Source organism: Micromonospora sp. DT43, assembly GCF_049841645.1.
Classification (GTDB): domain Bacteria; phylum Actinomycetota; class Actinomycetes; order Mycobacteriales; family Micromonosporaceae; genus Micromonospora.
The window spans coordinates 118635-144083 of the sequence record NZ_JBNCKR010000005.1; the positions used below are offsets into that span (position 1 = coordinate 118635).

At 71.5% G+C, this 25449-nt stretch carries 26 protein-coding genes; 17 read left to right on the top strand and 9 right to left on the bottom strand.

Translation table 11 applies throughout. The annotated features are described in order from the left end of the window. Positions 1-2426 (top strand): ATP-binding protein (locus ACLQ26_RS14585; protein WP_425744913.1); only part of this gene is annotated, 2426 nt, incomplete at its 5' end. Further along, positions 2423-2977, top strand: a complete 555-nt coding sequence (locus ACLQ26_RS14590; protein ID WP_354853752.1) for a response regulator — start codon at positions 2423-2425, stop codon at positions 2975-2977. The genes ACLQ26_RS14585 and ACLQ26_RS14590, both read left to right, overlap by 4 nt. A gap of 9 nt (positions 2978-2986) precedes the next feature. On the opposite strand, the gene ACLQ26_RS14595 is transcribed toward ACLQ26_RS14590, so the two are convergent. After that, positions 2987-3484, bottom strand: coding sequence for a GbsR/MarR family transcriptional regulator (locus ACLQ26_RS14595; protein WP_425744914.1), 498 nt, complete (start codon positions 3482-3484; stop codon positions 2987-2989). A 92-nt stretch (positions 3485-3576) separates the two neighbouring features. Here ACLQ26_RS14595 and ACLQ26_RS14600 point away from each other — a divergent pair, with 92 nt between their 5' ends. Both ACLQ26_RS14600 and ACLQ26_RS14605 read left to right on the top strand, forming a co-directional pair. Beyond that, positions 3577-4473 carry an ATP-binding cassette domain-containing protein gene (locus tag ACLQ26_RS14600; protein WP_425744915.1) on the top strand — a complete coding sequence of 299 codons (897 nt, stop codon included), beginning with the start codon at positions 3577-3579 and terminating at the stop codon, positions 4471-4473. Beyond that, on the top strand, positions 4470-6083 hold the full coding sequence (locus ACLQ26_RS14605) for an ABC transporter permease (RefSeq protein WP_425744916.1): 1614 nt from the start codon (positions 4470-4472) through the stop codon (positions 6081-6083). Before ACLQ26_RS14600 ends, ACLQ26_RS14605 begins: the two co-directional genes overlap by 4 nt. Positions 6084-6208: 125 nt before the next feature. Here ACLQ26_RS14605 and ACLQ26_RS14610 read toward each other — a convergent pair whose 3' ends face one another. Next, a complete protein-coding gene (locus ACLQ26_RS14610; protein WP_007454492.1) occupies positions 6209-6544 on the bottom strand; it encodes an STAS domain-containing protein in 336 nt (111 codons plus the stop codon). Between the two features lie 164 nt (positions 6545-6708). Here ACLQ26_RS14610 and hemL point away from each other — a divergent pair, with 164 nt between their 5' ends. From hemL to ccsB, 6 genes are read left to right on the top strand one after another with little or no spacing between them, the layout of a single operon-like run. Beyond that, entirely contained in the window at positions 6709-8046 is a 1338-nt protein-coding gene (gene hemL, locus ACLQ26_RS14615) for a glutamate-1-semialdehyde 2,1-aminomutase (RefSeq protein WP_425744917.1), read from the top strand. Between the two features lie 6 nt (positions 8047-8052). Next, a complete protein-coding gene (locus ACLQ26_RS14620; RefSeq protein ID WP_363681309.1) occupies positions 8053-8700 on the top strand; it encodes a histidine phosphatase family protein in 648 nt (215 codons plus the stop codon). Beyond that, on the top strand, positions 8700-9266 hold the full coding sequence (locus tag ACLQ26_RS14625; protein WP_425744918.1) for a TlpA family protein disulfide reductase: 567 nt from the start codon (positions 8700-8702) through the stop codon (positions 9264-9266). Before ACLQ26_RS14620 ends, ACLQ26_RS14625 begins: the two co-directional genes overlap by 1 nt. Next, the gene (locus ACLQ26_RS14630) at positions 9266-10081 is read left to right on the top strand and encodes a cytochrome c biogenesis CcdA family protein (protein ID WP_425744919.1); all 816 of its coding nucleotides are present in this window, start codon (positions 9266-9268) and stop codon (positions 10079-10081) included. The genes ACLQ26_RS14625 and ACLQ26_RS14630 overlap by 1 nt, the downstream gene beginning before the upstream one ends. Next, entirely contained in the window at positions 10081-11736 is a 1656-nt protein-coding gene (gene resB, locus ACLQ26_RS14635; protein WP_425744920.1) for a cytochrome c biogenesis protein ResB, read from the top strand. The genes ACLQ26_RS14630 and resB overlap by 1 nt, the downstream gene beginning before the upstream one ends. After that, entirely contained in the window at positions 11736-12713 is a 978-nt protein-coding gene (ccsB, locus tag ACLQ26_RS14640; protein ID WP_425744921.1) for a c-type cytochrome biogenesis protein CcsB, read from the top strand. Before resB ends, ccsB begins: the two co-directional genes overlap by 1 nt. A 69-nt stretch (positions 12714-12782) precedes the next feature. Here the strand turns inward: ccsB and ACLQ26_RS14645 are convergent, their stop codons facing one another. The 3 genes from ACLQ26_RS14645 to ACLQ26_RS14655 form a co-directional block, all read right to left on the bottom strand. Further along, a complete protein-coding gene (locus ACLQ26_RS14645) occupies positions 12783-14141 on the bottom strand; it encodes a hypothetical protein (protein ID WP_425744922.1) in 1359 nt (452 codons plus the stop codon). 104 nt (positions 14142-14245) lie between these two features. After that, positions 14246-14494: a hypothetical protein gene (locus ACLQ26_RS14650; RefSeq protein ID WP_425744923.1), complete on the bottom strand. Its 249-nt coding sequence runs from the start codon at positions 14492-14494 to the stop codon at positions 14246-14248. A 524-nt stretch (positions 14495-15018) separates the two neighbouring features. Further along, positions 15019-15495 carry a MarR family winged helix-turn-helix transcriptional regulator gene (locus ACLQ26_RS14655; protein WP_425744924.1) on the bottom strand — a complete coding sequence of 159 codons (477 nt, stop codon included), beginning with the start codon at positions 15493-15495 and terminating at the stop codon, positions 15019-15021. Positions 15496-15592: 97 nt separating this feature from the next. Between ACLQ26_RS14655 and ACLQ26_RS14660 the strand changes: the two genes are divergently transcribed. Beyond that, positions 15593-16147, top strand: a complete 555-nt coding sequence (locus ACLQ26_RS14660) for a carboxymuconolactone decarboxylase family protein (protein WP_425744925.1) — start codon at positions 15593-15595, stop codon at positions 16145-16147. A 183-nt stretch (positions 16148-16330) separates the two neighbouring features. Here the strand turns inward: ACLQ26_RS14660 and ACLQ26_RS14665 are convergent, their stop codons facing one another. Beyond that, positions 16331-17206, bottom strand: a complete 876-nt coding sequence (locus ACLQ26_RS14665; RefSeq protein ID WP_425744926.1) for an alpha/beta fold hydrolase — start codon at positions 17204-17206, stop codon at positions 16331-16333. Positions 17207-17429: 223 nt separating this feature from the next. On the opposite strand from ACLQ26_RS14665, the gene ACLQ26_RS14670 reads away from it, so the two are divergent. Together ACLQ26_RS14670 and mqnP are read left to right on the top strand one after the other, a co-directional pair. Next, positions 17430-18890 carry a menaquinone biosynthesis decarboxylase gene (locus tag ACLQ26_RS14670; protein WP_425744927.1) on the top strand — a complete coding sequence of 487 codons (1461 nt, stop codon included), beginning with the start codon at positions 17430-17432 and terminating at the stop codon, positions 18888-18890. After that, the gene (gene mqnP, locus ACLQ26_RS14675) at positions 18890-19801 is read left to right on the top strand and encodes a menaquinone biosynthesis prenyltransferase MqnP (RefSeq protein WP_425744928.1); all 912 of its coding nucleotides are present in this window, start codon (positions 18890-18892) and stop codon (positions 19799-19801) included. The genes ACLQ26_RS14670 and mqnP overlap by 1 nt, the downstream gene beginning before the upstream one ends. 7 nt (positions 19802-19808) lie before the next feature. On the opposite strand, the gene ACLQ26_RS14680 is transcribed toward mqnP, so the two are convergent. After that, the gene (locus tag ACLQ26_RS14680) at positions 19809-20771 is read right to left on the bottom strand and encodes a terpene synthase family protein (protein ID WP_425744929.1); all 963 of its coding nucleotides are present in this window, start codon (positions 20769-20771) and stop codon (positions 19809-19811) included. Between the two features lie 161 nt (positions 20772-20932). Between ACLQ26_RS14680 and ACLQ26_RS14685 the strand changes: the two genes are divergently transcribed. Continuing rightward, positions 20933-21562, top strand: a complete 630-nt coding sequence (locus tag ACLQ26_RS14685; RefSeq protein ID WP_363681334.1) for a UbiX family flavin prenyltransferase — start codon at positions 20933-20935, stop codon at positions 21560-21562. A gap of 88 nt (positions 21563-21650) precedes the next feature. Here the strand turns inward: ACLQ26_RS14685 and ACLQ26_RS14690 are convergent, their stop codons facing one another. After that, positions 21651-21917 carry a BldC family transcriptional regulator gene (locus ACLQ26_RS14690; RefSeq protein WP_007454516.1) on the bottom strand — a complete coding sequence of 89 codons (267 nt, stop codon included), beginning with the start codon at positions 21915-21917 and terminating at the stop codon, positions 21651-21653. 269 nt (positions 21918-22186) lie between these two features. On the opposite strand from ACLQ26_RS14690, the gene ACLQ26_RS14695 reads away from it, so the two are divergent. From ACLQ26_RS14695 to ACLQ26_RS14705, 3 genes are read left to right on the top strand one after another with little or no spacing between them, the layout of a single operon-like run. Continuing rightward, on the top strand, positions 22187-22645 hold the full coding sequence (locus tag ACLQ26_RS14695; protein WP_425744930.1) for an Lrp/AsnC family transcriptional regulator: 459 nt from the start codon (positions 22187-22189) through the stop codon (positions 22643-22645). Between the two features lie 44 nt (positions 22646-22689). Continuing rightward, entirely contained in the window at positions 22690-23520 is an 831-nt protein-coding gene (locus tag ACLQ26_RS14700; RefSeq protein ID WP_425744931.1) for an SDR family NAD(P)-dependent oxidoreductase, read from the top strand. A gap of 32 nt (positions 23521-23552) precedes the next feature. Further along, on the top strand, positions 23553-24644 hold the full coding sequence (locus tag ACLQ26_RS14705; protein ID WP_425744932.1) for a PLP-dependent cysteine synthase family protein: 1092 nt from the start codon (positions 23553-23555) through the stop codon (positions 24642-24644). Positions 24645-24744: 100 nt separating this feature from the next. Here the strand turns inward: ACLQ26_RS14705 and ACLQ26_RS14710 are convergent, their stop codons facing one another. Continuing rightward, positions 24745-25365 (bottom strand): putative glycolipid-binding domain-containing protein, encoded by a 621-nt coding sequence (locus ACLQ26_RS14710; RefSeq protein WP_425745177.1) that lies wholly within the window; start codon positions 25363-25365, stop codon positions 24745-24747. Positions 25366-25449 lie beyond the last annotated feature (84 nt).

The window sequence follows — 25449 nt, forward strand, 5'->3', positions numbered from 1 at the left end:
GTACGTGGCGGGACCTGACCGACAACGTGAACTCGATGGCGTCCAACCTGACCAGCCAGGTCCGCAACATCGCCTCGGTGACCACAGCCGTGGCGAAGGGCGACCTGAGCCAGAAGATCACCGTCGACGCGCAGGGCGAGATCCTGGAGTTGAAGTCGACTGTCAACACGATGGTCGACCAGCTGTCGTCGTTCGCCGACGAGGTGACGCGGGTGGCCCGCGAGGTCGGCATCGAGGGCAAGCTGGGCGGTCAGGCGCAGGTCAAGGGCGTCTCCGGCACCTGGCGGGACCTCACCGAGAACGTCAACCAGCTCGCCTCGACGCTGACCACGCAGTTGCGGGCCATCGCCCAGGTGTCCACGTCGGTGACCCGGGGTGACCTGACCCAGCGGATCGCGGTCAAGGCGCAGGGCGAGGTCGCCGAGCTGAAGGACAACATCAACCAGATGATCGTCACCCTCCGGGAGACGACGAAGAAGAACGCCGAGCAGGGCTGGCTGGACTCCAACCTGGCCCGCATCGGTGGCCTGTTGCAGGGCCAGCGGGACCTGGGCGAGGTCTGCCGCATGATCATGACGGAGGTGACCCCGCTCGTCGACGCCCAGCTCGGAGCCTTCTTCCTGGCCGACGACACCGACGGCAGCATGCGGCTGCGGTTGACCTCGTCTTACGGGTACGTGGCACGTGGGCACGACGTCACCTTCGGGCCGGGTGAGGGGCTGGTCGGCCAGACCGCCCTCTCGCGCCGGACGATCCGGGTCAGCGCCTCTCCGAACAGCCGACTCACGCTGCGCTCCGGCCTTGCCGAGACGCCACCGTCCGACCTGGTGGTGCTCCCCGTGCTGTTCGAGGGGGAGCTGCTCGGCGTGATCGAGTTCGCAAGCGTGGCCGCCTTCTCCGAGCTGCACCTGTCGTTCCTGGAGCGGCTGGTGCTCACCATCGGCATCGCTGTCAACACCATCCAGGCCAACAGGCGTACGGAGGAGCTGCTGGCCCAGTCGCAGCGACTCGCGCACGAGTTGCAGGAGCAGTCGGCGGAGTTGCAGCGCACCAACGCCGAGCTGGAGGAGAAGGCCACCCTGCTCTCCGAGCAGAAGGGCAACATCGAGACCAAGAACCGGGAGATCGAGCTGGCCCGGCTCGGCCTGGAGGAGAAGGCGCAGCAGCTCACGCGGGCCTCGGCGTACAAGTCGGAGTTCCTGGCCAACATGAGCCACGAGCTGCGTACGCCGTTGAACTCGCTGCTGTTGCTGGCCCGGCTGCTGGCGGAGAACTCGGAGCAGAACCTCAACCCGAAGCAGATCGAGTTCGCGCGGACCATCCACAGCGCCGGCTCGGACCTGCTCTCGCTCATCGACGACATCCTGGACCTGTCCAAGATCGAGGCCGGCCGGATGGACGTCGAGCCCACCGAGATCCGCTTCACCGAGATCCGTGGCTACGTCGAGCAGGCTTTCGCCCCGCAGGCCGAGGAGAAGAACCTCGACTTCCAGGTACGCGTGAGCAAGGATCTGCCACCGGCGTTGGTCACCGACGCGCAGCGGTTGCAGCAGATCCTGCGCAACCTGCTGTCCAACGCGGTGAAGTTCACCGACAACGGCGCGGTGACGTTGCGGATCGCCCCGGCGGCGGAGAACGCGGTGTTCGACGTGCCGGCGCTCACCAACGCCCAGCAGGTGATCGCCTTCACGGTGATCGACACCGGAATCGGCATCTCCGACGACAAGCTGTCGATCATCTTCGAGGCGTTCCAGCAGGCGGACGGCACGACAAGCCGCCGCTACGGCGGCACCGGCCTGGGGCTGTCGATCAGCCGTGACCTGGCCCGCCTGATCGGGGGCACCATCACTGTGTCGTCGGCGCCGGGGCAGGGTTCGACGTTCACGTTGTTCGTACCGCAGGTGCTGGCGCCGGACGCGGTCGTCGCGCCCCAGTCGCCGTCACCGCAGCGTGCCGGCCTGCCGTCGTCGCTGCTGATGCCGCCGCTGGAGCTGCTGCCGGCGCGGCCGGAGGCGCCGGCCACCCGCCAGTTGGACGGCGCCACAGTGCTGATCGTGGACGACGACGTCCGTAACGTCTTCGCTCTGACCAGCGCGTTGGAGCTGCACGGCATGACCGTGCTGTACTCGGACAACGGGGCGGACGGCGTCCGCCTGTTGGCCGAGCACCCGGAGGTGGACATCGTGCTGATGGACGCCATGATGCCGGACCAGGACGGCTACGAGACGACCCGCCAGATCCGCCGTAACCACCGGTTCGCCGACCTTCCGGTCGTCTTCCTTACCGCGAAGGCGATGCCTGGTGACCGCGAGTCCGCGCTCGCGGCCGGGGGAAGCGACTACATCACCAAGCCGGTCGACCTGGACGACCTGATCGAGCTGATGTCGTCCTGGATCAGCGGCAGCCGGACCGAGGAGACTTCGTGACCCAGATGGCCAAGGCGCTGCTCGTGGACGACCGCCGGGAGAATCTGATGGCCCTGGAGGCGATCCTCCAGGGCCTGCCGGTTCAGTCGGTGGCTGTGGAGAGCGGCGAGGCGGCGCTCAAGCAGCTGCTGGTGGACGACTTCGCGGTGATCCTGCTGGACGCGCAGATGCCGGACATGGACGGCTTCGAGACGGCCAGCCACATCAAGCGCCGGGAGCGGACCCGGCACGTGCCGATCATCTTCCTCACCGCCGCCGACCGGGACGCCCAGCTCGCTCTCCGGGGCTACCAGGTGGGCGCTGTGGACTACCTGACCAAGCCGTTCGATCCGTGGGTGCTGCGGGCCAAGGTGTCGGTCTTCGTCGAGCTGTGGGTGAAGACCCGGCAGTTGGCCGCCCAGTCGGACCTGGTTCGCGAGCGCGACACGCAGTGGCGGCGGCTCACCGACGCGGTCGACGAGGCGACCACCCTGCTCCGCTCCGACGACCAGGAGTCGCGGGGCCGTGCGGTGGAGCTGCTCGAGCAGGCGCGCTGGGGCAGCTCCGCCTGACCGGGCCGGTCAGGCCTCGCCGGGGCGCAGGTGGCCGGTCTGGGCCCGGCGGATCCGCCAGCGCTCACCCAGTGAGTCGATCTCCTCCTGGACGAAGATGAAGAAGTCGCGCATCTCGGCCACCCGCTCGCCGGCCGGCGTCTCCGGGCCCTTGAGGGCGACCACACCGCCCTCGGCCGCGTCGATGAACGTCTTGTAGATCGCGGTCTTGGTGATGGTCGCCTCGTACCAGGGGTCGTCCGGCATCCGGTAGCGATCGCGGCGGGACCGGGGGACGGGCTCGCGGATCAGCATGCCGAACTGAGTGAGGTAGCGGACCGCGCCGCTTACCGCCGCCGCGCTGACCCCGAGCTGCTCGCCGATCTCGGCGGCGGTGAGGGGGTCGTCCGCGCTCATCACTGTGAAGAGCACCCGGGCTGCCATTCGCGGGAAACCGACCTCGGCAAAGGTCAGGGCCATCCGCTCGACGAAGAGGTGCACCGGGTCGTGGCCGTCGCCGGTTGCCATGGTGGTCCCCTCCTGCGTGTTGGTGTGAGCCTCGATGCTGCCCAGATCTCACTGTCTTCACAACTTTGTGAAACGAGTGTAGCTTCCGATATATGGAAACTCCGATTGCGGTGTCCGGCCTGGTCAAGACCTTCGGCCGGACCCGGGCGCTGGACGGTCTGGGCCTGACCGTCCGCGCCGGCGAGGTGCACGGCTTCCTCGGCCCGAACGGCGCCGGCAAGTCGACGACGATCCGGGCGCTGCTGGGCTTGCTGCGGACGGACGCGGGGGACGTCCGCCTGCTCGGCGGCGACCCGTGGCGCGACGCGGTGGCCCTGCACCGCCGGCTGGCGTACGTGCCGGGCGACGTGACGCTCTGGCCCAACCTCTCCGGCGGAGAGGTCATCGACCTGCTCGGCCGGATGCGCGGCGGCCTCGACCCGGCCCGCCGAGCCGAACTGCTCGACTCCTTCGAGCTGGACCCCCGCAAGAAGGGCCGGGCGTACTCCAAGGGCAACCGCCAGAAGGTCGGCCTCGTGGCCGCCCTCGCGTCGGACGTCGAGCTGCTCATCCTGGACGAGCCGACCTCCGGCCTGGACCCGCTGATGGAGGAGGTCTTCCAGCACTGGGTGCGCCGGGCCAAGGCCGACGGCCGCACCGTGCTGCTCTCCAGCCACATCCTGGCCGAGGTGGAGGCGCTCTGCGACCGGGTGACGATCATCCGCAACGGGCGGGACGTGGAGACCGGCACCCTGAGCGAACTGCGGCACCTGCGCCGCACCTCGATCGACGCCGAGCTGACCGGCCCGGTGGACGGGCTCGGTCAGCTCACCGGCGTACACGACCTGCGGGTGGACGGGCAGCGCGTGCGCTTCGACGTGGAGGACGTCGCGCTGGACGTCGCGCTGCGTCGGCTCACCGAGATCGGCGTACGGAGCCTGGTCAGCCAACCGCCGACGCTGGAGGAACTGTTCCTGCGGCACTACCAGGCCGAGCAGGTGGGGTCATGACCGCGTTCACCGGCACCCGGCACCTGGTGCGGCTGATCCTGCGGCGGGACCGGGTCGTGCTGCCGATCTGGGTCCTCCTGCTGGCCGTGCTGCCGGCCAGCTACGCCGGCACGTACGCCGGGCTGTACCCGACTGTCGCGGAGCGAGCCGCGTACCTGGCCAGCACGGCGAGCAACCCGTCGATCGTCGCGCTGCTCGGGCCGGTGTTCGGCGACAGTGTCGGCGCGCTCACCGTCCAGCGAGCTGGTCTGCTGGTGTTGATCGCCGCGCTGGTCAGCGTGCTGACCGTGGTGCGGCACACCCGCACCGAGGAGGAGGCCGGCCGGCGGGAGCTGCTCGGCGCGACGGTCCTCGGCCGGTACGCCGGTCTGACCGCGGCGCTATTTGTGACGTACGCCGCGAATGTGCTCCTCGGTCTGCTCACCGCCGGCGGCCTGGTCGCCGCAGGTCTGCCCGGCGCGGGCTCGCTGCTCTTCGGGGCGGGGTTGGCGCTCACAGGCATCGCGTTCGCCACGGTCGGCGGGCTCGCCGCGCAGCTCACCGAGAGCGCCGGCGGGGCGCGCGGGATCGGCCTGGGCGTGCTCGGGCTGGCCTTCGTGCTGCGGCTGGCGGGCGACGCCGGGGGGTCCGGCGGCACCGGTGGGAGCGCCGAGTGGCTGAGCTGGCTCTCGCCGCTGGGCTGGGCGCCCCGAGGGCGGTCCTTCGCCGGTGAGCGCTGGTGGGTGCTGCTGCTGCCGGTGCTGTTCAGCGTGGTGGTCGTGCTCGTCGCGTACCCCGTCTCGGTGCGCCGGGACCTCGGCGCGGGGGTGCTGCCGCCGCGGCTCGGCCCGGCCACCGCAGGTCCGGGGCTGGCCGGTCCGTTCGGCCTGGCCTGGCGGCTGCACCGGGGCCAACTGCTCGGCTGGACCGTCGGCTTCGGGCTGCTCGGTCTGGTGCTGGGCGGCGCGGCGGACGCGGCCGGCGAAGCGGTGCAGGGCAACGAGCAGATCGCCGAGATCATGGCCCGGCTGGGTGGCACGTCGGCGCTCGCCGAGGCGTACCTCGGTGGCACGTTGAGCCTGACCGCGTTGGCCGCCGCCGGGTACGGCATCCAGGCCGCGCTGCGGGCGCGGGCGGAGGAGACCGCCGGTCGGGCCGAACCCCTGCTCGCCACGGCGGTGAGCAGGACCCGATGGCTGGCGGCGCACCTGCTCTTCGCGCTGCTCGGCCCGGTGGTGGTGCTGGCCGTGGCCGGCCTGACGACCGGGCTGGCGTACGGCCTCAGCGTTGGCGACGTCGGCGGGAAGCTGCCCCGACTGCTCGGCGCCGGGCTGGCCCAGGTGCCGGCGGCGTGGGTGCTCGCCGGGCTCGCGGCGCTGCTGGTGGGCTGGCTGCCCCGGTTCTCCTCGGCGGCCTGGGCGGTGCTCGCGGGCTGCCTGCTGCTCGGTCAGCTCGGCGCGGTGCTGAAGCTGAGCCAGTGGGCGCTGGACCTGTCCCCGTTCACGCACACCCCACAGGTCCTCGGCAACAACTGGACAGCAACCCCGCTGGCAGCCCTGACGGTGATCGCAGCGGCCCTGCTAGCGCTAGCCCTAAAAACCTTCCAAACCCGCGACATCCCCACCCAGTAAGAGCCCCCGACCCCCGCTCCGGCCCCCCGCTCTCGCTGGTGATCATGAGGTTGACGGGCGATCTGGTGCCCAATGGACCCGTCAACCTCATGATCAACCCCCAGAGAAGGGGGGAGGGGAGGGGGTTAGCCCGTTGGTTGGTCGTTGCGGATCATCAGGGCGCTGCGGAGGCCGGTGATGTCCAGGACGCGGATCAGGAAGTCGCCCACGTGGGTGAGCATCAGCAGGCTCTGCGCATGACTGGCCTTGCGACTGAGCACCACGAGCGTCCCCAGGCCCTGCGAGTCGCAGAAGGTCACGCCGCCGAGGTCGAGCACGATCCGCGGAGGCGGATCGGCCAGCACCTCGTTGACCACGGTGCTGAGCTGGGCGGCCGTGAGCATGTCGATCTCACCAGCCAGGCGCAGCACTGCTTCGTCGCCCGTCCGGTGTAGCGTGATGGACAGTTCGGCACGATCCACCCGGTCAGCCTAGCGCGATCCCGCCGACCCGGCCTGTTGAGGCCGCGAGCCGCCGCCCGACCGGTGTTCGGGCTGGTGACGGGCACCGGCAGTGGGTGAGCCTGGTAACCCCGGCCCGGGGTGGCTGCCGGTTGACCGTCCGGCGCTGACACAATGGCCGCATCGTGACCGACATCGTTTCCGCCGGAAGAGGCCGCTACCCGGCCGACGCGCCGGCTTCCGAGGCCCTGTTCGACCGCGCCCGCGCCATCGTGCCGGGCGGGGTGAACTCCCCCGTGCGCGCCTTCCAGGCGGTCGGCGGCACCCCGCGATTCATGGTCCGTGGCGAGGGTCCGTGGCTGTACGACGCCGACGGTCGCCGCTACGTCGACCTGGTCTGCTCGTGGGGGCCGCTGATCCTCGGGCACGCCCACCCCGAGGTGGTGGAGGCCGTCCAGGCCGCCGCGGCCCTGGGCACCAGCTTCGGCACGCCCACCCCGGGCGAGGTGGAGCTGGCCGCCGAGCTGGTCGACCGGACCCCGATGGAGCAGGTACGCCTGGTCAACTCCGGCACCGAGGCCACCATGTCGGCGATCCGGCTGGCCCGCGGCTTCACCGGCCGCTCCAAGATCGTCAAGTTCGCCGGCTGCTACCACGGCCACGTCGACGCGCTGCTCGCCTCCGCCGGGTCCGGCGTCGCCACCCTGGGCCTGCCCGACTCGCCCGGCGTGACTGGCGCGGCGGCCAGCGAGACGATAGTCCTTCCGTACAACGACATCCGGGCCGTCGAGGAGGCGTTCGCCGCCGAGGGCCCGCACATCGCCGCGGTGATCACCGAGGCCGCCGCCGGCAACATGGGCGTGGTGGCGCCCCGCGACGGTTTCAACCAGCAACTCGCCCGGATCGCGCACGCGCACGGCGCCCTGCTCGTGGTGGACGAGGTGATGACCGGGTTCCGGGTCTCCCGCGCCGGGTGGCACGGCCTCGACGCCTCCGACGCCGACCTGTGGACGTACGGCAAGGTCATGGGTGGTGGCCTGCCCGCCGCGGCCTTCGGCGGGCGCGCGGACATCATGGCCCGACTGGCCCCGGCCGGCCCGGTCTACCAGGCCGGCACGCTCTCCGGTAACCCCCTCGCGTGCGCCGCCGGTCTGGCGACCCTGCGGCTCGCCGACGACGCGCTGTACCGCAAGCTCGACGACACGGCCGCCGTCGTGGGCAAGCTCGCGTCCGACGCGCTGGCCACCGCCGGTGTCCCGCACCGACTGTCGTACGCGGGCAGCATGTTCTCGATCTTCTTCACCGACGCCGACGTCGTGGACTACGACAGCGCGCGCACCCAGCAGGTGCCGGCGTTCAAGGCGTTCTTCCACGCGATGCTCGCCGCCGGCGTCTACCTGCCGCCGAGCGCGTTCGAGTCGTGGTTCGTGTCGGCGGCGCTCGACGACGCCGCTCTGGAGCACATCGCCGCGGCGCTGCCCACGGCGGCGAACGCGGCGGCAGCGGCGGGTCACGGGGGGTAACAAACTGTGAGCAAGACGGTGGTCCACGTGCTCCGGCACGGCGAGGTGCACAACCCCGACCAGATCCTGTACGGGCGGCTGCCCGGTTTCCGCCTGTCCGAGCTGGGTGTGCAGATGGCCAAGGCCGCCGCGGAGGGTCTCGCCGAGCGGGAGATCGTGCACGTCGTGGCCAGCCCGCTGGAGCGCGCCCAGCAGACCGCCGAGCCGATCGCCGCCCAGTTCGGGCTGCCGGTCGGGGTGGACGAGCGGCTGATCGAGAGCGCCAACTGGTTCGAGGGCAAGAAGGTGTCCCCGGGTGACGGGTCGTTCCGCGACCCGCGCAACTGGTGGGTGCTGCGCGACCCGGTGACGCCGTCCTGGGGTGAGGCGTACCGGGTGATCGCCGAACGGATGTTCGCCGCCGTGCACGCCGCCCGGGTCGCCGCCGAGGGGCGCGAGGCGGTGCTGGTGTCGCACCAGCTCCCGATCTGGACGCTGCGTCGCTACGTGGAGCGCAAGCGGCTCTGGCACGACCCGCGCAAGCGGCAGTGCGGGCTGGCGAGCCTCACCTCGTTCCACTTCGACGGCGCGAAGGTGGCGGGCATCGGCTACAGCGAGCCGGCCGCGCACCTCATCGCCCTCTCCGCGACAGCCCGGACGGCCAAGGGGGCCTGATGACCTCCCGGAGGTGGACCGCGGGTCTGCTCGCCACCGTCGCCGCGGTGGCGCTGGCCGGTTGCTCCTCCGGGGGCGGCGAGGAGAAGAGCTGCACAAGCGACGGCCTCACGGTCACCTGCGCGCCGGACCAGCGGTCGAAGACCCCGAAGATGAGCGGCGACCTGCTCACCGGCGGCCGGTACGACGTCTCCGAGGCACGCGGCCAGGTAGTCGTCGTCAACTTCTGGGGTTCCTGGTGCGCGCCCTGCCGTGCGGAGGCCGACGACCTGGAGGCCACCTACCAGGCCACCAAGGCGTCCGGGGTGGCCTTCCTGGGGGTCAACGTGCAGGACAGCAGGGACAAGGCGATCGCCTTCGAGCAGGGGCGGGCCACCTACCCGAGCATCTTCGACCCGTCCAGCCGCCAGGCGCTGAACTTCGACATCCCGCCCAACACCACACCGGCGACAGTGGTCCTCGACCGTGACGGCCGGATCGCCGTGGTGATCCGCCGCGCCGTGACGCAGGACGAGCTCAAGCCGATCGTCGAACGGATCGCGGCCGAGAAGCCGGCGTCGAACTGATGGGTGAGACATTCCAGGAGCTGGCCCTGAGTGGGCCGCTGGTGCTCGCCATCGGCGCGGCGGCGCTCGCCGGGCTGGTCAGCTTCCTCTCCCCGTGCGTGCTACCCCTCGTTCCCGGCTACCTCTCGTACGTCACAGGTCTGGCCGGCGCCGACCTGGAGGGCCGCCGGCCGGCTGTCGATCCCGCACCGGCCACCGGCGGCGTCGCGGTCAAGGAGCGGACGGCGTCGGTAGCGGTCAAGGGCCGCGTGCTCGCCGGGACCCTGCTCTTCATCGCCGGCTTCACAGTTGTCTTCGTCGCCACCGCGATCCTGTTCGCCGGGATCGGTCGGATCTTCTTCGACTACAAACGCGAACTGCAGATCGGCATCGGCGCGCTGATCATCGTGCTCGGCCTGGGCTACCTCGGGCTGATCCCGGCGCTGCAACGCGAGTTCCGCATCTCCCGGCTCCCGTCGGCCGGCCTGCTCGGCGCACCCGTGTTCGGCGCGGTCTTCGCGCTCAGTTGGGTGCCGTGCACCGGTCCGACGCTCGGCGCGGTGATGGGCATGGCCGCCACCAGCGGCCAGAGCGACCGCGCCGTGGTGCTGGCCGTGGCGTACTGCCTCGGTCTGGGGATACCGTTCGTCGTCTTCGGGCTGGGCTTCGAGCGCCTGCTCGGGGTCTTCCGCGCCATCCGGCGCAACAGCCGCTGGGTCACCCGGGTCGGCGGCGCCCTGCTCATCCTGATCGGCCTGGCGCTCGTCACCGGCGGATGGCAGAGCTTCGTGATCTGGTTGCAGACCACCGTCGGGGTGGGCGAGGTGAGCATCTGATGACTGTCGTCGACGACCGACCGGAGACCGTGGCCCCGGCGCCCCGGCGCCGGCCCAACCGGCTGCTGGCCCTGCTGCGCAACTCGTGGCGGCAGCTCACCAGCATGCGTACGGCGCTGATCCTGCTCTTCCTGCTGGCCATCGCCGCGATCCCCGGTTCGGTGCTGCCGCAGCGCGGGATCAGCCCGGAGAAGGTCAACCAGTACTTCACCGACCACCCCGACTGGGCACCCCGACTGGACCGGATCGGCGCGTTCGAGGTCTTCGGCTCGGTCTGGTTCTCCGCGATCTACCTGCTGCTGTTCACGTCGCTGATCGGCTGCATCACCCCCCGGCTGCGCGACCACTTCCGGGCGCTGCGCTCCCGGCCACCAGTCGCGCCGAAGCAGCTGGCGCGACTGCCGCAGCACGCCGTACTGCCCGCCCCGGCCGGTGGCGCGGCCGCCGTCGCCGAGGTGCTGCGCAAGCGCCGCTGGCGGGTCGAGGTCCGCGGCGACGAGGTCTCCGCCGAGAAGGGCTACCTCAAGGAGACCGGCAACCTGCTGTTCCACACCTCGCTGATCGCGGTGCTGATCGGTGTCGCGCTCGGCTCGTGGTACGGCTGGAGCGGCAACCGGCTGCTCGTGGCCGGCGCGGACAACGCGTTCTGCAACACCCGCCAGCAGTACGCCGAGGCCAAGCTCGGCCCCCGCGTCGACAGCGCCGACCTGCCCCGCTTCTGCCTGCGGCTGGACGACTTCCAGGCCCGGTTCCTGCCCTCCGGCCAGCCGGAGTCCTTCAAGGCCCGGGTGACAGTCGACGGCCCGGACGAGCCGACCCGCAGCGCGGACTTCTCGGTGAACTCGCCGCTGCGCCTCGCCGACGCGAGTGTCCACCTGCTCGGCCACGGGTACGCCCCGGTGATCCGCTACACCGACCGGTTCGGCAACAGCCAGGTCAGTGACGAGCCGTTCCTGGCCACCGGTGACAGGGGTCTGACCGGCGAGGGAGTCGCCCAGTTCCCGGACGCCAACGTCGACCCGGCCACCGGCAGGCGGGCACCGGACCAGCAGGTGGCGTTCAGCGGCATTTACCTGCCCACGGCCCCGCAGCAGGGTCCGTTCGTCCGCTCGGAGTACCCGACCGAGCGCAACCCGGTGCTGAACCTGGTCGCCTACCGGGGCAACCTCGGCCTGGACGCCGGCATCCCCGGCTCGGTCTACCAGCTCGACCAGCGGCAGGTACGCAACGGCAAGGTCAAGGAGATCGGCAGCAAGCTGCTCCGCAAGGGCGAGACCTGGACGCTTGACGACGGCAGCAGTGTCCAGTTCCTGGGCACCGAGCGGTACGTCACGCTCTCCATCCGGCACGACCCCGGCTCGCTGCCGCTGTTGCTGAGCTGCGGCACCCTGCTGGTCGGGCTGATGGGCTCGCTGTTCGGTAGGCGTCGCCGGGTGTTCTTCCGGGTGGCGTCGACCGACCCCGGGAACGGATCTCCGACGGGCGGTAGTAGCTTGATGGAGGCCGGTGGGTTGCCGCGCACCGACTATCCAGGGTTCGCCGACGAGTTCGCCCAGCTCGTCACCGCCGTGGGCGGTGCCGACCGGGCTGCCGAGCGGGCCGGCACCGACGCTGACTCCAGCGACCGGGCCGGTGTGCGAGAAGGGACCGAGTGATGTCCGCGCTCTCCGACAATCTGGTGACCTTCGCGATCCTGACGTACCTGATCGCGATGATCAGCCACGCCGTCGAGTACGCGCTGGGCAACGCGCGTACCCGGGTCGCCGTGGCGTCTCCCGCCCGCGAGCTGGTGGGGGCGGGGGTCGGGGGTGGCGGCGGCGTCATCGCGGAGCCGCCCGCGCCGGTCCCACCGTCGGCCGACGCTTCCGCGCGTCGGGCCCGGATCGCCGGCCTGGCCGCGGTGGGAGCCACCGCGTTGGCCGCCGTGCTGCACCTCGCGGCGCTTGTCACGCGCGGTCTGGCCGCCGACCGGATGCCCTGGGGCAACATGTACGAGTTCGTGCTCACGGTGACGTTCATCGGGGTCGCGGCCTGGCTCGTGGTGCTCTGGAAGCGGCCTACGCTGCGCAAGCTCGGGCTGTTCCTGACCCTGGTGATGGTGCTGCTGGTGGCCACCGCCGAGCTGGTCCTGTACGTGCCGATCGTGCCGCTGGTGCCGGCCCTGAACTCGTACTGGTTCGTCATCCACGTCTCGACGATCGTCTTCGCGTCCGGCATCTTCCTGCTCGGCGCGGTGCCGGCGGTCGGCTTTCTGATGCGCAACGGGTACGAGCAGGGCAAGCGGAGCTTCCCGTACACCCTGGCGAAGCGGCTGCCCGGCGCGGTCGGCCTCGAGCGGTTGACCTTCGCGCTGCACGCGTTCGCCTTCCCGGTCTTCACGTTCGCGGTCATCGCCGGCGCGATCTGGGCCGAGGCGGCCTGGGGTCGGCCGTGGGGCTGGGACCCGAAGGAGACCTGGGCGTTCATCTCCTGGGTGGTCTACGCCGGTTACCTGCACGCCCGTGCCACGCCCAGCGTCAAGCGCAACGTGGCCACCTGGATCGCGGTGCTCGGCTTCCTCACCATGCTGATGAACCTGTTCGGCGTGAACATCTTCTTCACCGGCCTGCACTCGTACGGCGGGCTGAGCTGACCCGACCAACGAAAACGGGCCGGCCACGGAGTTTTTCCGTGGCCGGCCCGGTTCGTTGTGGCGGCTCGGTCAGCTCACCGTGACCGGGGCGATGTCGTTGCCCGGGTTGTCGTCCACCCGGGGGTAGCGGCCGCTCGGCTGGACCTCTCCGGCTGCTCCGGCGAGGCTGTCGATCCGCAGATCGAAGGTGACCGCGTTGCTGGTCCCGGCGGGGAACACGGCCCTCGGGCCGTGGCAGTACCAGGTGCGCGTGGTGGGCTCCCCCTCCTCACCGCCCGTCGGCGCGCAGCCCAGCGGCTTGGCCAGCACGGTGACCCCGGTGGGCGGGGTGAAGTAGAACGCGCCGACCGTGTCGCCGGAGTTCGTGCCGTCCGGCACACCCGGCCCCTCGTTACGGATACCCACGGTGACCCGGACGGTGTCGCCGACGGCACCGGTGACCGCGGCCCCCTGGGCGACGACGTCGAAGGCGCCCCGGACCTCGCGCAGGTAGGTCTGCCCGCCAGCGCCGGCCACCTCGACCGGGATCACGCCGAGCGGCTTTCCGACCGGCCGCAGCCGCAGCGCCTGGTCGGCCTCGCGGTGCTTGAGCCGCACACCGCTCGGGAGGGGCCCGGCGGTCGCCAACGGCTCCACGAGCTGGGTGATCCGCTTGTCGCCGAGCGTGGCCGGGCCGACAGTGGTGTCGAACCCGCCACGCAGCTCGTGCCGCTGACCCGGTGCGAACGTGCCCCGCACGGTGCAGACGACCACTGTGGCGAGCACCTGGTCGGTGCCGTACCGGCAGTTGCGGTAGCTCCCGGGAATCAGGCCCACCGCGAAGCGCATGGTGAGCCGCAGGTCGACGGCCGGCTGGTCACCGGCGTTGACCACGGCCACCGGAACGGGGCGCGTGTCGCCCACCTCGACACCGCTGACGTACTCGTCGACCATGTCGAGCAGGTCGGGACCGGACCGGACGGTGATCGTCGCCTGCTGGGCGTACGCCTCGGTCTGCTCGCCGAGCGCGGTGTAGTCGAGGGTGCCGCTGGCGCCGTCTGCGGCACCGGGAGCGGCCCGGAACACCACAGGCACGGCGCCCGCGAGCGTGGCGTCCTCGTCGACGGCGGTCGGTGGCATCGGGCAGGTGACCGAGGTGCCCTCGGTGACACACCACGCGGGGAAGCTTGCCGTCGCGACGCCGGCCAGTCCGGCCAGGTCGATCGTCACCCGGGGCTGGGTGGCCCCGGTGCTGCGGAGGTCGAGCGGCACCGTCCGACCGGGAGCGCCGGGGCCGCCGACCGTGACGTCGCCGAGCCAGCCGCTGACCCAGCCGGGGTCGGCTTCCGCCGCGGCGGGCGATGCCGCCACGCCGACCCCCGCAGCGGCCACGACCAGCGCGGCCAGGCCGCGCAGGAACCGGCCACGCCTAACGTGCACAGATCTCATCGATCTCCTTGGTGAGGGGTGAACCGGTCGGAAGAAGCCGGGGCTGCTCGCCCACGACCCGACCGGCACCCCTGATCCTAGAGATCACCTGTGACAGTTTTCGATCAGTCGATGGGGCCGCGATCTTCGTCGAAGAGCCGCTCTACTGGGGACTGACGCCGGGGTCGCCGCGCGCGCAGCGCCCGCTCGACCTGGATGGTGACCTGGTACGACACCTCCGGCAGGTCGGCCAGCTCGATCCGTTCCCCGCGCAGCGCCACCTGCGCGTGCAGCTCCCGGGCGATGGCGTCGCGCAGCGCGACCAGCAGGGGCGACAACCCGTCCGGGTCGCCGACGACGTACGCGTCCGACATGGATCCACCCTGCCCCCGCATCCCGCCGATCCGCCAGGATGGGTGAGATGTGTCCACGGGGCTTGACCCGGACATGGTCGGCCGGCACGTCGGCGTCGGCTGCGACGCGCGCGGCAATGGCACGGTGTCTCGCGCCCGGCACCCGTTGATCCACTCGACTTCCAGGAAGTCGTGGTGTCCGCGCCCGGTCAGCGTTTGATCCACTCGGTTTCCGTGAAGTCGCGGTGTCCTGCTGACCGGAGGCACCGACTTCACCGAACCCGAGTGGATCTTGTCTTGGCGGCCTCCGAATTGAGGGGTCGGACCGGGTGAGGCCGGCGCGGCGGTCGGGCCGGGTGGTCGCGGTGCGGTCGGGCTGGGTGGTCGCGGTGCGGCGGCGGGTGGTCGCGGTGCGGTCGGGCTGGGTGGTCGCGGTGCGGCGGTCGGGCTGGGCAGGCGCTGGCGCGGCGGTCGGGCCGGGCAGGCGCTGGCGCGGCGGTCGGTCCGGGCAGGTGCCGGCGCGGCGGTCGGTGCGGCAGTCGCGGTCAGCCGCCGAACCAGCCCGGTACGTCGAGGCGGAACCAGTTGGCGGCGGCCATGGTGCGCAGGTCGTCCTCCAGGGCGTCGACCCGTTCCGGGCCGAGGGTGTCGGCCCACTGGGCGCGCAGCCGGTCGAAGACCTCGGCCGAGCGACGTAGCCCGTCGGCACCGCGCGGGGTCACCCGGACCAGCCGGCGACGGGCGTCGGAGGGATCGTCGACCCGTTCCAGGTAGCCGACGGCGACCAGCCGGTCCACCGTCTTGCCGGCGGCCTGCTTGGAGATGCCCAGCCGTTGACCCAGCTCGGTCGCGGTGGTGCCGTCGGCGCCGACGGCCTGGAGCACGAAGCCGTGCAGTGGCCGCAGCTCCGGATGCCCCTGGCGGGCCAACTCGGCGTGCAGGTCGTCGATCAGGGTGCGGAAGCCGGCCAACAGCAGCAGGGGCAGCACGAAGCCGGGCCGGGCGGGCTCAGGGGTTGCCACGTTCGTCAACCACGTTTACTATTTCGTCAACCACGTTGACTATCGTACGGGATGCGGCACCGGCCCTCCCGACCGACGCTGCCGAAAGCAGGTAACCATGTCCGTCTTCACCGAGCACACCGCCGAAACCGCACCCGCCGCCGTCCGTCGGACCATGGAGGGGGTGCAGGGACGGTTCGGCTGGCTGCCGACCGGGGTGGCGCTGATGGCCGAGTCGCCGCAGCTGCTCACCGGCTTCCTCACCGCAAGCGCGGGCTTCGAGCAGACCGACCTCGCACCCCTGGAGCGGGAGGTGGTCATCCTGGCCGTCTCCACCACCCACGAATGCCACTTCTGCGTGGCCCTGCACACCGGCAAGCTCCACCAGCTCGGCGCGTCCACCGAGTTGATCGCCGCGCTGCGTTCCGCCACCGAGCTGCCCGAGCTGCGGCTGGAGGCGCTGCGCCGGTTCACGCTGGCCGTCATGGAGCACCGGGGCGCGGTGCCCGATGACCAGTTGGACGACTTCCTGGCCGCCGGTTACCAGCCCCGGCACGCGCTGGACGTGGTGCTCGGCGTCGGGGCGTACACCATCTCGACCTTCACCAACCGGCTCACCCGCGCCCCGCTCGACCCGCCGCTGGCCGCCCACGCCTGGACGCCCGCCGCCTGATCGGGGATGGCCCAGGGGCAGGCGGCACCGGCCGGCGCCGGGACGGCCTGCCGCCTGGCCCGAGTGGTCCACGATCAGGCGGCACCGCCCACGCCTGGACGCCTGCCGCCCGACCGGGGATGCCCCGGGACCAGGTAGCGCCGCCCGCGCCTGGACGGCGCGACAGGACCCGAACGGCCGGGGTCAGGTCGCCCGCAGGAAGTCGCGCAGCAGGGCGAGCATTTCGTCCGGGCGCTCCTCGTACAGCCAGTGCCCGCAGTCCTCGATCACCTCACCGCGGACGCTGTCGGCGTACCGGCGGACCTGTTCGGCGACCTGCCCGCCGAGGCTGGCCGCCGCGCCGACGGCCAGCACCGGCATCGTCAGCTTCGTCGACAGGTGCTCGGCGTTGTCGGCGACGTCCTGCTCGAATGCCCGGAAGTGGGCGAAGCTGGCCCGCAGGTGCGCCGGGTCGCGCAGGTGGCTGGCGAACTCCTCGATGTCGGGCGCCGCGATGCTGCCCTTGCGCACCATCAGCGCGTCGGTGAACCGGTCCACCCACAGCGACTCCCGCCCACTGACCAGGTCCTCCGGAAGCCCGTTGCCGAGGGAGAAGAAGCCGAAGTTCCACACCCCCGGCCCGGCCTGGGTGAGCGCGGGGAAGGTGTAGATGCTCTCGTCGGGGATCGGCGCCTCGCTGAGCACCAGCCGACTCACCCGCTGCGGATGAGCGGCGGCGTACGCGTACGCCACCATGGTCCCCAGGTCGTGCCCGACCAGCCGGAGGTCACCGACCAGGCCGAGTTGGTCGAGCAGGCCGTGCAGGTCGGCGGCGACAGTCTTCTTGTCGTACCCGCCGGCCGGTGCGTCGCTGTTCCCGAAGCCGCGCAGGTCCGGTGCGACCACGTCGAAGAAGCGTCCCAGTTCGGGCAGCAGGTGCCGCCACATGTACCAGCACTGCGGGTAGCCGTGCAGCAGCACCAGTGGCGGGCCACTGCCGCCCCGGACGTAGTTCAGGGTGATCTGGCCGACCCGCGCCCGTTGTTCGGTGAACCCCGCCGGAACCCGCTCCCCGCCCATTGCCGCCTCCGTCCGCCGGCTGCCCGCCTACCCGCTCAACCGCTCGCCACGCCCGGGAGACGTGGGTTGATCCACTCGCCTTCCTCGAAGTCGCGGTGTCCTGCGGCCGGGGACACCGCGGTTTCCGGGAAGCCGAGTCGATCAAGGACGCCGGCCCGGTCATCGCGCGTGTCACAGCACCCGGCCTGGGCCGTGCGGGAGCCGGTGCGGGAGACTGGGCGGCATGGCGGCTCGTGGCTTCCCGTACACCGATCTCAAGGACTTTCTCGCGGCGCTTGAGCGCGCGGGGGAGCTGCGGCGGGTCGACGTCCCCGTCGACCCCACCCTGGAGATCAGCGAGGTGGTCACCCGTACGGTGCGCGCCGGCGGGCCGGCGCTGCTCTTCGAGCACCCCACCCGGGGTGAGATGCCGGTCGCGATCAACCTGTTCGGCACCGAGAAGCGGATGGCGATGGCCCTCGGCGTCGACTCGCTGGACGAGATCGGCGCCCGCATCGGCGCGCTGGTCAAGCCGGAGCTGCCCGTCGGCTGGTCCGGCATTCGCGAGGGCCTCGGCAAGGTCATGCAGCTCAAGTCGGTGCCGCCGCGCAAGGTGAAGACCGCGCCCTGCCAGGAGATCGTCTACCGCGGCGACGACGTCGACCTGAACCGGCTGCCCGGGTTGCAGGTCTGGCCCGACGACGGGGGCATCTTCCACAACTACGGGCTTACCCACACCAAGCACCCGGAGACCGGCAAGCGCAACCTGGGCCTCTACCGGCTCCAGCAGCACGGCCGCAACACCCTGGGCATGCACTGGCAGATCCACAAGGACTCGACAGCCCACCACGCGGTCGCCGAGCGGCTCGGGCAACGCCTCCCGGTCGCGGTCGCGATCGGTTGCGACCCGGTCGTCTCGTACGCGGCCAGCGCGCCACTGCCCGGCGACATCGACGAGTACCTGTTCGCCGGGTTCCTGCGCGGCGAGCGGGTGGAGATGGTCGACTGCCTCACCGTCCCGTTGCAGGTGCCTGCGCACGCGCAGATCGTGCTGGAGGGTTACCTGGAACCCGGCGAGCGGCTGCCCGAGGGGCCGTTCGGCGACCACACCGGCTACTACACCCCTGTCGAGCCGTTCCCGGTGCTGCACATCGAGGCGATGACGATGCAGCGCAAGCCGGTCTACCACTCGATCGTCACCTCGAAGCCGCCGCAGGAGGACCACGGCCTCGGCAAGGCCACCGAGCGGATCTTCCAGCCGCTGCTCAAGCTGATGATCCCGGACATCGTCGACTACGACCTGCCGGCCGCCGGGGTGTTCCACAACTGCGCGATCGTGTCGATCCGCAAGCGCTACCCGAAGCACGCGCAGAAGGTCATGAACGCGATCTGGGGCGCGCACCTCATGTCGCTCACCAAGTTGATCGTGATCGTCGACGAGGACTGCGACGTGCACGACTACAACGAGGTCGCCTTCCGTGCCTTCGGCAACGTCGACTACGCCCGCGACCTGCTGCTCACCGAGGGTCCGGTGGACCACCTGGACCACTCGTCGTACCAGCAGTTCTGGGGCGGCAAGGCCGGCGTCGACGCGACCCGCAAGCTGCCCACCGAGGGCTACACCCGCGGTTGGCCGGAGGAGATGACCATGGCACCGGAGGTCGCGGCCCTGGTCGACAAGCGCTGGAAGGAGTACGGGATCTGATGGCCGTTATCGACGCACCGGTGGAGAAGCCGGGCCGGGTCAAGTCCTTCCTCAAGCTCGTCGCGATCGAGCACTCCGTGTTCGCGTTGCCGTTCGCGTACCTGTCGGCCCTGACCGCCATGCAGGTAAACGGCGGGCACGTACGGTGGCTCGACCTGCTGCTGATCACCGTGGCGATGGTCGGGGCGCGGACGTTCGCGATGGCCGCCAACCGGATCCTCGACCGGCGCATCGACGCCCGGAACCCGCGTACCGCCGGCCGGGAACTGGTCACCGGGGCGGTGAGCGTGCGGACGGCCTGGACCGGCGCGGCCGTCGCCCTGGTCGTCTTCCTCGTCGCCGCCGCCCTGCTCAACCCGCTCTGCCTGGTGCTGGCGCCGCTCGCCGTGGTGCCGCTCGTCGTCTACCCGTACGGCAAGCGGTTCACCAACTGGCCGCACGCCATCCTCGCGATCGCCCAGGCGGTCGGCCCGGTCGGCGCCTGGCTGGCGGTCACCGGCACCCTGGACGGCTCCTGGCCGGCCTGGCTGCTCGGCGCGGCCGTCGGCCTGTGGATCGGTGGCTTCGACCTCATCTACGCCTGCCAGGACTCCGAGATCGACCAGGAGATCGGCGTGCACAGCGTCCCCGCCCGGTACGGCAGGCGCTTCGCCCTGCACGCCTCCACAGTCGCGCACGTGGTGACGTTCGGGCTGTTCATCTGGTTCGGCGCGCTGATCGGGTTCGGCTGGCTCTGGTGGATCGGGCTGGCGTTGACAGCTGTCGCGTTCGCCTACCAGCACCTGGTGGTCAGCCCGACCGACCTCAGCAAGGTCAACCGGGCGTTCTTCACCGCCAACGGTTTCGTCGGCATCGCGCTGTTCGTGTTCGCACTGCTCGACCTGGTGATCCGCCTCGACCTGCGCCCGTAGGGCCCGTCTAGGCGTTCGTCGGGTAGCGGGCGCTCTCCAGCGTCCAGTCGATGGTGCCGCGTACCGCGTACGCGACCCCGTCGAGATGGTCGGTGACCGCCTCGTCCAACGCCGGCCCGAACGACGGCACGGCGGCGCGGAGCGCCTCGAACTGTCGCATCGACTCCCGCCAGCGCTTGGCCACCCGGTCGACCGCCTCCGCCGCCGACACGCCCCACTCGGCCTGCGTGGCCAGGACCAGGTTGTGCCCGCCCGAGGTGGCCCGATCCCGGTCCAGCGAGGCCAGGTCGTTGTACCACGAGAGCAGGTCGTTGCCGGTGCGCGCGATCTGCCGCAGCAGCGGATGGTGGTAGACCGGGTCGGGTAGCTGCCGGCCGGTGACGAACTCCACAAGCGGGTACGACACCTCGGCCGCCGACGTTTCCCGCCGCAACTCGACGTACTCGTCGACGCTTGGTGGGCGGACGGTCTCCTTGTTGACCGCCTCCCGCCAGGTGCCGTCGAGGTGCCGGGCCACCGCGTCGGCGAAGCGCAGCCGCCATCGGGCCGGCATCCGGCGACGCGGCTCCCGCCAGGCCAGCACCAGCAGCCGCCGCAGCGGACCGGTCAGGCCGCCGTGCCGCAGCCGGGGGCCGTCGTGCAGCAGAGCCAGCGTCCCGTCGCGCAGCGCCCGGATCTGCGCCGGGGCGAGCCGGTGCGGGCCGTCGCAGGCGTCGTCGACCAGGAAGAACCAGGTGAAGAGGGCGGTCAGCACGCGCAGGTCGGCTTCGCTGGCATCGGGGTAGAGCCGCCCCGCGTACCGCGCGAAGCCCCCGCGGGCCAACCGGTGCAGCGCAGCGTCGTCGAGCGGCAGACCCAGCTCGGGCAGCAGGCCGAGCAGCCACTGCTGGACCCCGTCCGCGTGCGGCGAGAGTCGGGCAGGAATCGGGCACTCGGCGCGCAGTGCCCAGAGGACCTCGCCGGTCGTCACCGCTGCCTCCCGTGCGATCTGCTCCCGGTGCGAATCGCCACCGGCAGCATGTCAGGTCGCCGGGACAGGGAGGGACCCGCCCGGACATCTCGGACTACAGGCGTCGACCGGATCGCGGGGGTGCCCACCGGCGCACGACGCGGACCAGGCAGGCTGGAGGGATGCGGGAACCATGGGTGATCGGAGTCTCCGGAGCCTCCGGCACGCCGTACGCGGCGGCAGTGGTCGGCGGGCTGCTCGACGCGGGCGAGCCGGTGGACCTCATCGTGTCCCGGGCGGCACGGCTCACAGTGCTCGACGAGACCGGACTGTCGTTCCGCGACGCGCACTGGGCCGAGGACCTCGCGGCCTGGCTCGACCGGGACCTGACCGACGCGGACGTACGGCACTGGCCGGCGGGCGACCTGGCGGCCGGCCCCAGCAGCGGCTCCTACCGGGTACGCGGAATGGCAGTGGTGCCCGCGAGCACGGCGGCCTGCGCGGGCATCGCGATCGGGCTCTCCAAGGACCTGCTGCAACGCGCCGCCGAGGTCAACCTCAAGGAGCGCCGACCGGTGGTGGTGGTGCCCCGCGAGACCCCGGTGACCCGCAGCCACCTGGAGCATCTCATCGCGTTGCACGATGCCGGGGCGGTGGTGCTGCCGGCCAGCCCCGGCTTCTACGGCGCGGGCGCGGCGGCAAGCGCGCAGCAACTTGTCGACTTCGTTGCCGGCAAGGTGCTGGACGCGCTCGGCGTGCCACACACCCTGTTCCGCCGGTGGTCCGGCCAGCTCGGCGCGGCCAGGAGCTGAGCTCTCGGCTCAGTGCCGTCCGGTGGATCGTCGCAGCGGGACGCGGACCGGACTGGTGTCCGGTCCGCCTGACGTTGTCCGCACCAGTTCAGTACATGCCGGCGTTGGCCGGACCCGGCCCGGTGGAGGCGGCCGGTCCCACATTGCGTGGCTTCCCGACCTCGTCCACCTCGTCCAGCATGCCCTCCCCCTCAAGCAGGGCCCGCACCTCGGATTCCCGAAACCGGCGATGCCCGCCTGGAGTCCGGATGCTTCCTATCCGGCCGGCCGCCGCCCATCTCGTCACAGTTTTCGGGTCCACCCGAAACAGCGCGGCGACCTCACCCGGTGTCAGCAGGCGATCTCCAGTGTCCACAGCCCCCTCCTCGCGTCGACGAAGCCCCTGGCTGAACACACTGCCCCCGGCTGGTGCGAGCCCAGAGCCGTCATGAGGGACGTATGGCAATTACAGCACCAGGGACCTGGCCTGTCCGCCAAACGCGAAAAATGCACTGACTGGGAAGTTAGTAAATGGTACTGGTGCAACCCCTACCTAGACCGTCAGTTTATGAACAGTTACTCACTGTTCTGACCAACGGATGCCGAAGGCATCGCGTTACGCCCAACCCGTTAAGGTCACTCTCCGTGGACGCCATCGACCTGAGCCTCGTCGACCTGCTGCGGGGCAACGCCCGCCTCTCGTACGCCGAGCTGGCCCGACAGGTGGGCCTCTCCGCCCCGGCCGTGCACGAACGCGTCGGCAAGCTGGAGAGCAGCGGCGTGGTCCGGGGCTACCGCGCGGACGTGGAACCCGAGGCGATCGGTCTGGGCGTCACCGCGCTCATCGGCATCGTCGAGGACTCCGGCGCGGACTCCGACGACATGCTGGAGTCGCTGCGGGTGCTGCCCGAGATCGAGTCCTGCTACTTCATGGCCGGCGTCGAGTCGTTCCTCCTCAAGGCCAGGGTCGGCACGATCGCCGAGCTGGAGCAGCTCATCGTGCGGCTGAACCGGACCCCCGGGGTCGCCTCCACGCGTACCGCCATCGCCCTCTCCACCAAGTGGGAGAACCGTCCCCAGCCGGTCGGCCCGCAGCCCGTCTGACCCTGGCCCTGGTGTCGTCTGCCGCGCGGCGGTAGCGTGCGCCGATGACCTCGCCGGGACGCGGCGCGGCCGTGGTGACCGGGGCCGCCGGCGGCCTGGGCCGCGCCATCGCCGCCGCGCTGCACGCCGACGGCTGGTCGGTGCTGCTCACCGACCTCGACCCGGACGCGGCAGCGGCAGCCGCCGTGCCGTTCGGCGGCTGGTCGGCCGCCCTGGACGTCCGCGACGAGATCGCGTGCGCCGAGATCGCGGCGACCGCCGCGAGCCGCGGCGACCTCGGCCTCTGGGTCAACAACGCCGGCATCCTGATCACCGGCCCCTCCTGGGAGCACGACGGGCCGACCCGCCGCCGCGTGCTCGACGTCAATGCGCTCGGCGCCATGAACGGCACGCTGGCGGCGCTGGCGGTGATGCGCGGCCAGGGCCACGGCCACGTCCTGAACATCGTCTCGCTGGCCGGGCTCGTCGCCGCACCCGGCGAGACGGTGTACGCCGCCAGCAAGCACGCGCTGCTCGCGTTCAGCCTCGGCACCCTCTCCGACCTGCGCATGGCCGGGTACCGGCGGGTGCACGTCTCCTGCCTCTGCCCGGACGGCATCTGGACCCCGATGCTGCACGACCGGCTCGACGACCCGGGCGCGCTGGCCTCGTTCACCGGGTCGATGCTGACGCCGCAGCGGGTGGCCGCCCGCGCGGCCCGGTTGGCCCGCCGACCACGCCCGGTGGTCAGCCTGCCCCGCTGGCGGGGCGCCCAGGTCCGACTGCTGGACGCCCTGCCCCGACTCGCCGTCGGACTGATCCCTCTCGTCCAGGCCGCCGGCCGGGCCGGGCAACGCCGACAACGCCGTCGGGGCAGCCCACCGGACCGGCGCTGACCACCGCTGACCTGCTTGCTAGGTTTCCGAGCGTGACTCATCTCGACCGGTGCGACGAGACCAGCCGCAGCTGGGTGACCGAGGCGATCGCCGCCGTCGAGGCGGACGCGAACCGCTCGGCCGACACCCACCTGCTGCCGTTCCCCCTGCCCCGGGCCTGGGGAATCGACCTGTACCTCAAGGACGAGTCGTCACACCCGACCGGCTCGCTGAAGCACCGGCTGGCTCGTTCGCTGTTCCTCTACGGCCTCTGCAACGGCTGGATCGGGCCGCAGACCACGATCGTCGAGGCGTCCTCGGGCTCCACGGCGGTCTCCGAGGCGTACTTCGCCCGGATGCTCGGGCTGCCGTTCATCGCCGTGATGCCCGCCTCCACCTCACCCGAGAAGATCACGCAGATCGAGTTCCAGGGCGGCCGGTGCCACCTGGTGGACGACCCGGCGAGCGTCGTGGTCGAGGCCCGCTGGCTGGCCGAGGACTCGGGCGGTCACTTCATGGACCAGTTCACGTACGCCGAGCGGGCCACCGACTGGCGGGGCAACAACAACATCGCCGAGTCGATCTACGCGCAGTTGGAGTTGGAACGGCACCCCATCCCGGCGTGGGTCGTCGTGGGCGCCGGCACCGGGGGCACCAGCGCCACCATCGGCCGGTACGCCCGCTACCGCCGCCTGTCCACCAAGCTCTGCGTCGTCGACCCGGACAACTCCGCGTTCTATCCGGCCTGGCTGGCCGCCGACTGGTCGGTACGCACCGGCAAGGGCTCCCGCATCGAGGGGATCGGCCGGCCCGCCGTGGAGGCGTCCTTCCTGCCCTCGGTCGTGGACCGAATGGTCCAGGTGCCGGACGCCGCCTCGCTGGCCGCGATGCGCGCCGGCTCGGCGGTGCTCGGCCGCCGCGTGGGCGGCTCCACCGGCACCAACCTGTGGGGCGCGTTCGGCCTGATCGCCGGCATGCTCGCCGAGGGCCGGACCGGCTCGGTGGTCAGTCTGATCTGCGACGCCGGTGACCGGTACGCCGACACGTACTACTCCGACGACTGGGTGGCCGCACAGGGTCTCGACCTGACACCCCATGCCGCCACGATCGAGCGCTTCCTCGCCACCGGCGCCTGGCCCGCCTGAGCAGCGCGTTCCCCGCCGGCCTGTCTCCGGGCGCGGGCTCTGGCCGGCGATGCGGGCCTGGCTTCGGCTGCCGGCCCGGCAGCGTGTCGGATCGGCTCGGTCAGCGTGGGTCGATGCGCTCCGCCAGGCCGGGGTAGCGCACCACATAGCCGTCGGCGTCCAGGTCGATGTCGGCGGTGAAGGTGCCGCTGGCGAACCGCACCCGACCCGGCCCGAGCCCGCTGTAGATCTGCTCGGCCGGCACCACCTCCAGGCCGGGCAGCAGCACCCACGCGACGGTGATCCGGCGTGGCATGTCGGCCGGCCCGCTGGTGAGCCCGAGCCGGCGCACCGGGCCGGAGTTGAACAGCGGCGAACCACTCAGGTCGACGTCGAGCGCCTCGGCCAGCCGATCCGGGTCGTCGGTGCCCGGCAGGCCGGCCCGGGGATGCCCGGCCCCGGTCAGCGCCGCGTCCAGGTTGCCCTGCTCGGCGGTCGTCACCCGCCACCGGGACGCGGCCCGCTCCAGGGTCACCCGGCGCATCCAGCCGGACCCCTCGGCCTCGACCTCGACCCGGGCGGCGCTCCAGTCGGGCGCGGTGGTCAGCTGGTAGCGGGCGGTGAACGGAATCGGGTCCACGGCGAGCAGGGTGCCGCGCGCGGCGAGCCCGTCGCCGTCGGTGAGCAGGGCCTGCTCACTGCCGGCGGTGTCCGTCCGGGACCAGAAGATCGACTTCGGCATGGTCGCCATGGGCCGGACGTTACGCGACCGGACCGACATCGGCAGGGCATGCGCGAACGCCGCCGCGAAGCATGCGCTCCGCGA

Coding starts and splice junctions, on each gene's coding strand:
- ACLQ26_RS14605 (WP_425744916.1), top strand. CDS start 4,470: ATGACCGCGTTCACCGGCACCCGGCACCTGGTGCGGCTGATCCTGCGG.
- ACLQ26_RS14660 (WP_425744925.1), top strand. CDS start 15,593: ATGTCCGTCTTCACCGAGCACACCGCCGAAACCGCACCCGCCGCCGTC.
- ACLQ26_RS14650 (WP_425744923.1), bottom strand. CDS start 14,494: ATGTCGGACGCGTACGTCGTCGGCGACCCGGACGGGTTGTCGCCCCTG.
- ACLQ26_RS14670 (WP_425744927.1), top strand. CDS start 17,430: ATGGCGGCTCGTGGCTTCCCGTACACCGATCTCAAGGACTTTCTCGCG.
- mqnP (WP_425744928.1), top strand. CDS start 18,890: ATGGCCGTTATCGACGCACCGGTGGAGAAGCCGGGCCGGGTCAAGTCC.
- ACLQ26_RS14645 (WP_425744922.1), bottom strand. CDS start 14,141: ATGAGATCTGTGCACGTTAGGCGTGGCCGGTTCCTGCGCGGCCTGGCC.
- ACLQ26_RS14630 (WP_425744919.1), top strand. CDS start 9,266: ATGGGTGAGACATTCCAGGAGCTGGCCCTGAGTGGGCCGCTGGTGCTC.
- ACLQ26_RS14600 (WP_425744915.1), top strand. CDS start 3,577: ATGGAAACTCCGATTGCGGTGTCCGGCCTGGTCAAGACCTTCGGCCGG.
- ACLQ26_RS14625 (WP_425744918.1), top strand. CDS start 8,700: ATGACCTCCCGGAGGTGGACCGCGGGTCTGCTCGCCACCGTCGCCGCG.
- ACLQ26_RS14665 (WP_425744926.1), bottom strand. CDS start 17,206: ATGGGCGGGGAGCGGGTTCCGGCGGGGTTCACCGAACAACGGGCGCGG.
- ccsB (WP_425744921.1), top strand. CDS start 11,736: ATGTCCGCGCTCTCCGACAATCTGGTGACCTTCGCGATCCTGACGTAC.
- ACLQ26_RS14595 (WP_425744914.1), bottom strand. CDS start 3,484: ATGGCAACCGGCGACGGCCACGACCCGGTGCACCTCTTCGTCGAGCGG.
- ACLQ26_RS14700 (WP_425744931.1), top strand. CDS start 22,690: ATGACCTCGCCGGGACGCGGCGCGGCCGTGGTGACCGGGGCCGCCGGC.
- resB (WP_425744920.1), top strand. CDS start 10,081: ATGACTGTCGTCGACGACCGACCGGAGACCGTGGCCCCGGCGCCCCGG.
- ACLQ26_RS14685 (WP_363681334.1), top strand. CDS start 20,933: ATGCGGGAACCATGGGTGATCGGAGTCTCCGGAGCCTCCGGCACGCCG.
- ACLQ26_RS14710 (WP_425745177.1), bottom strand. CDS start 25,365: ATGCCGAAGTCGATCTTCTGGTCCCGGACGGACACCGCCGGCAGTGAG.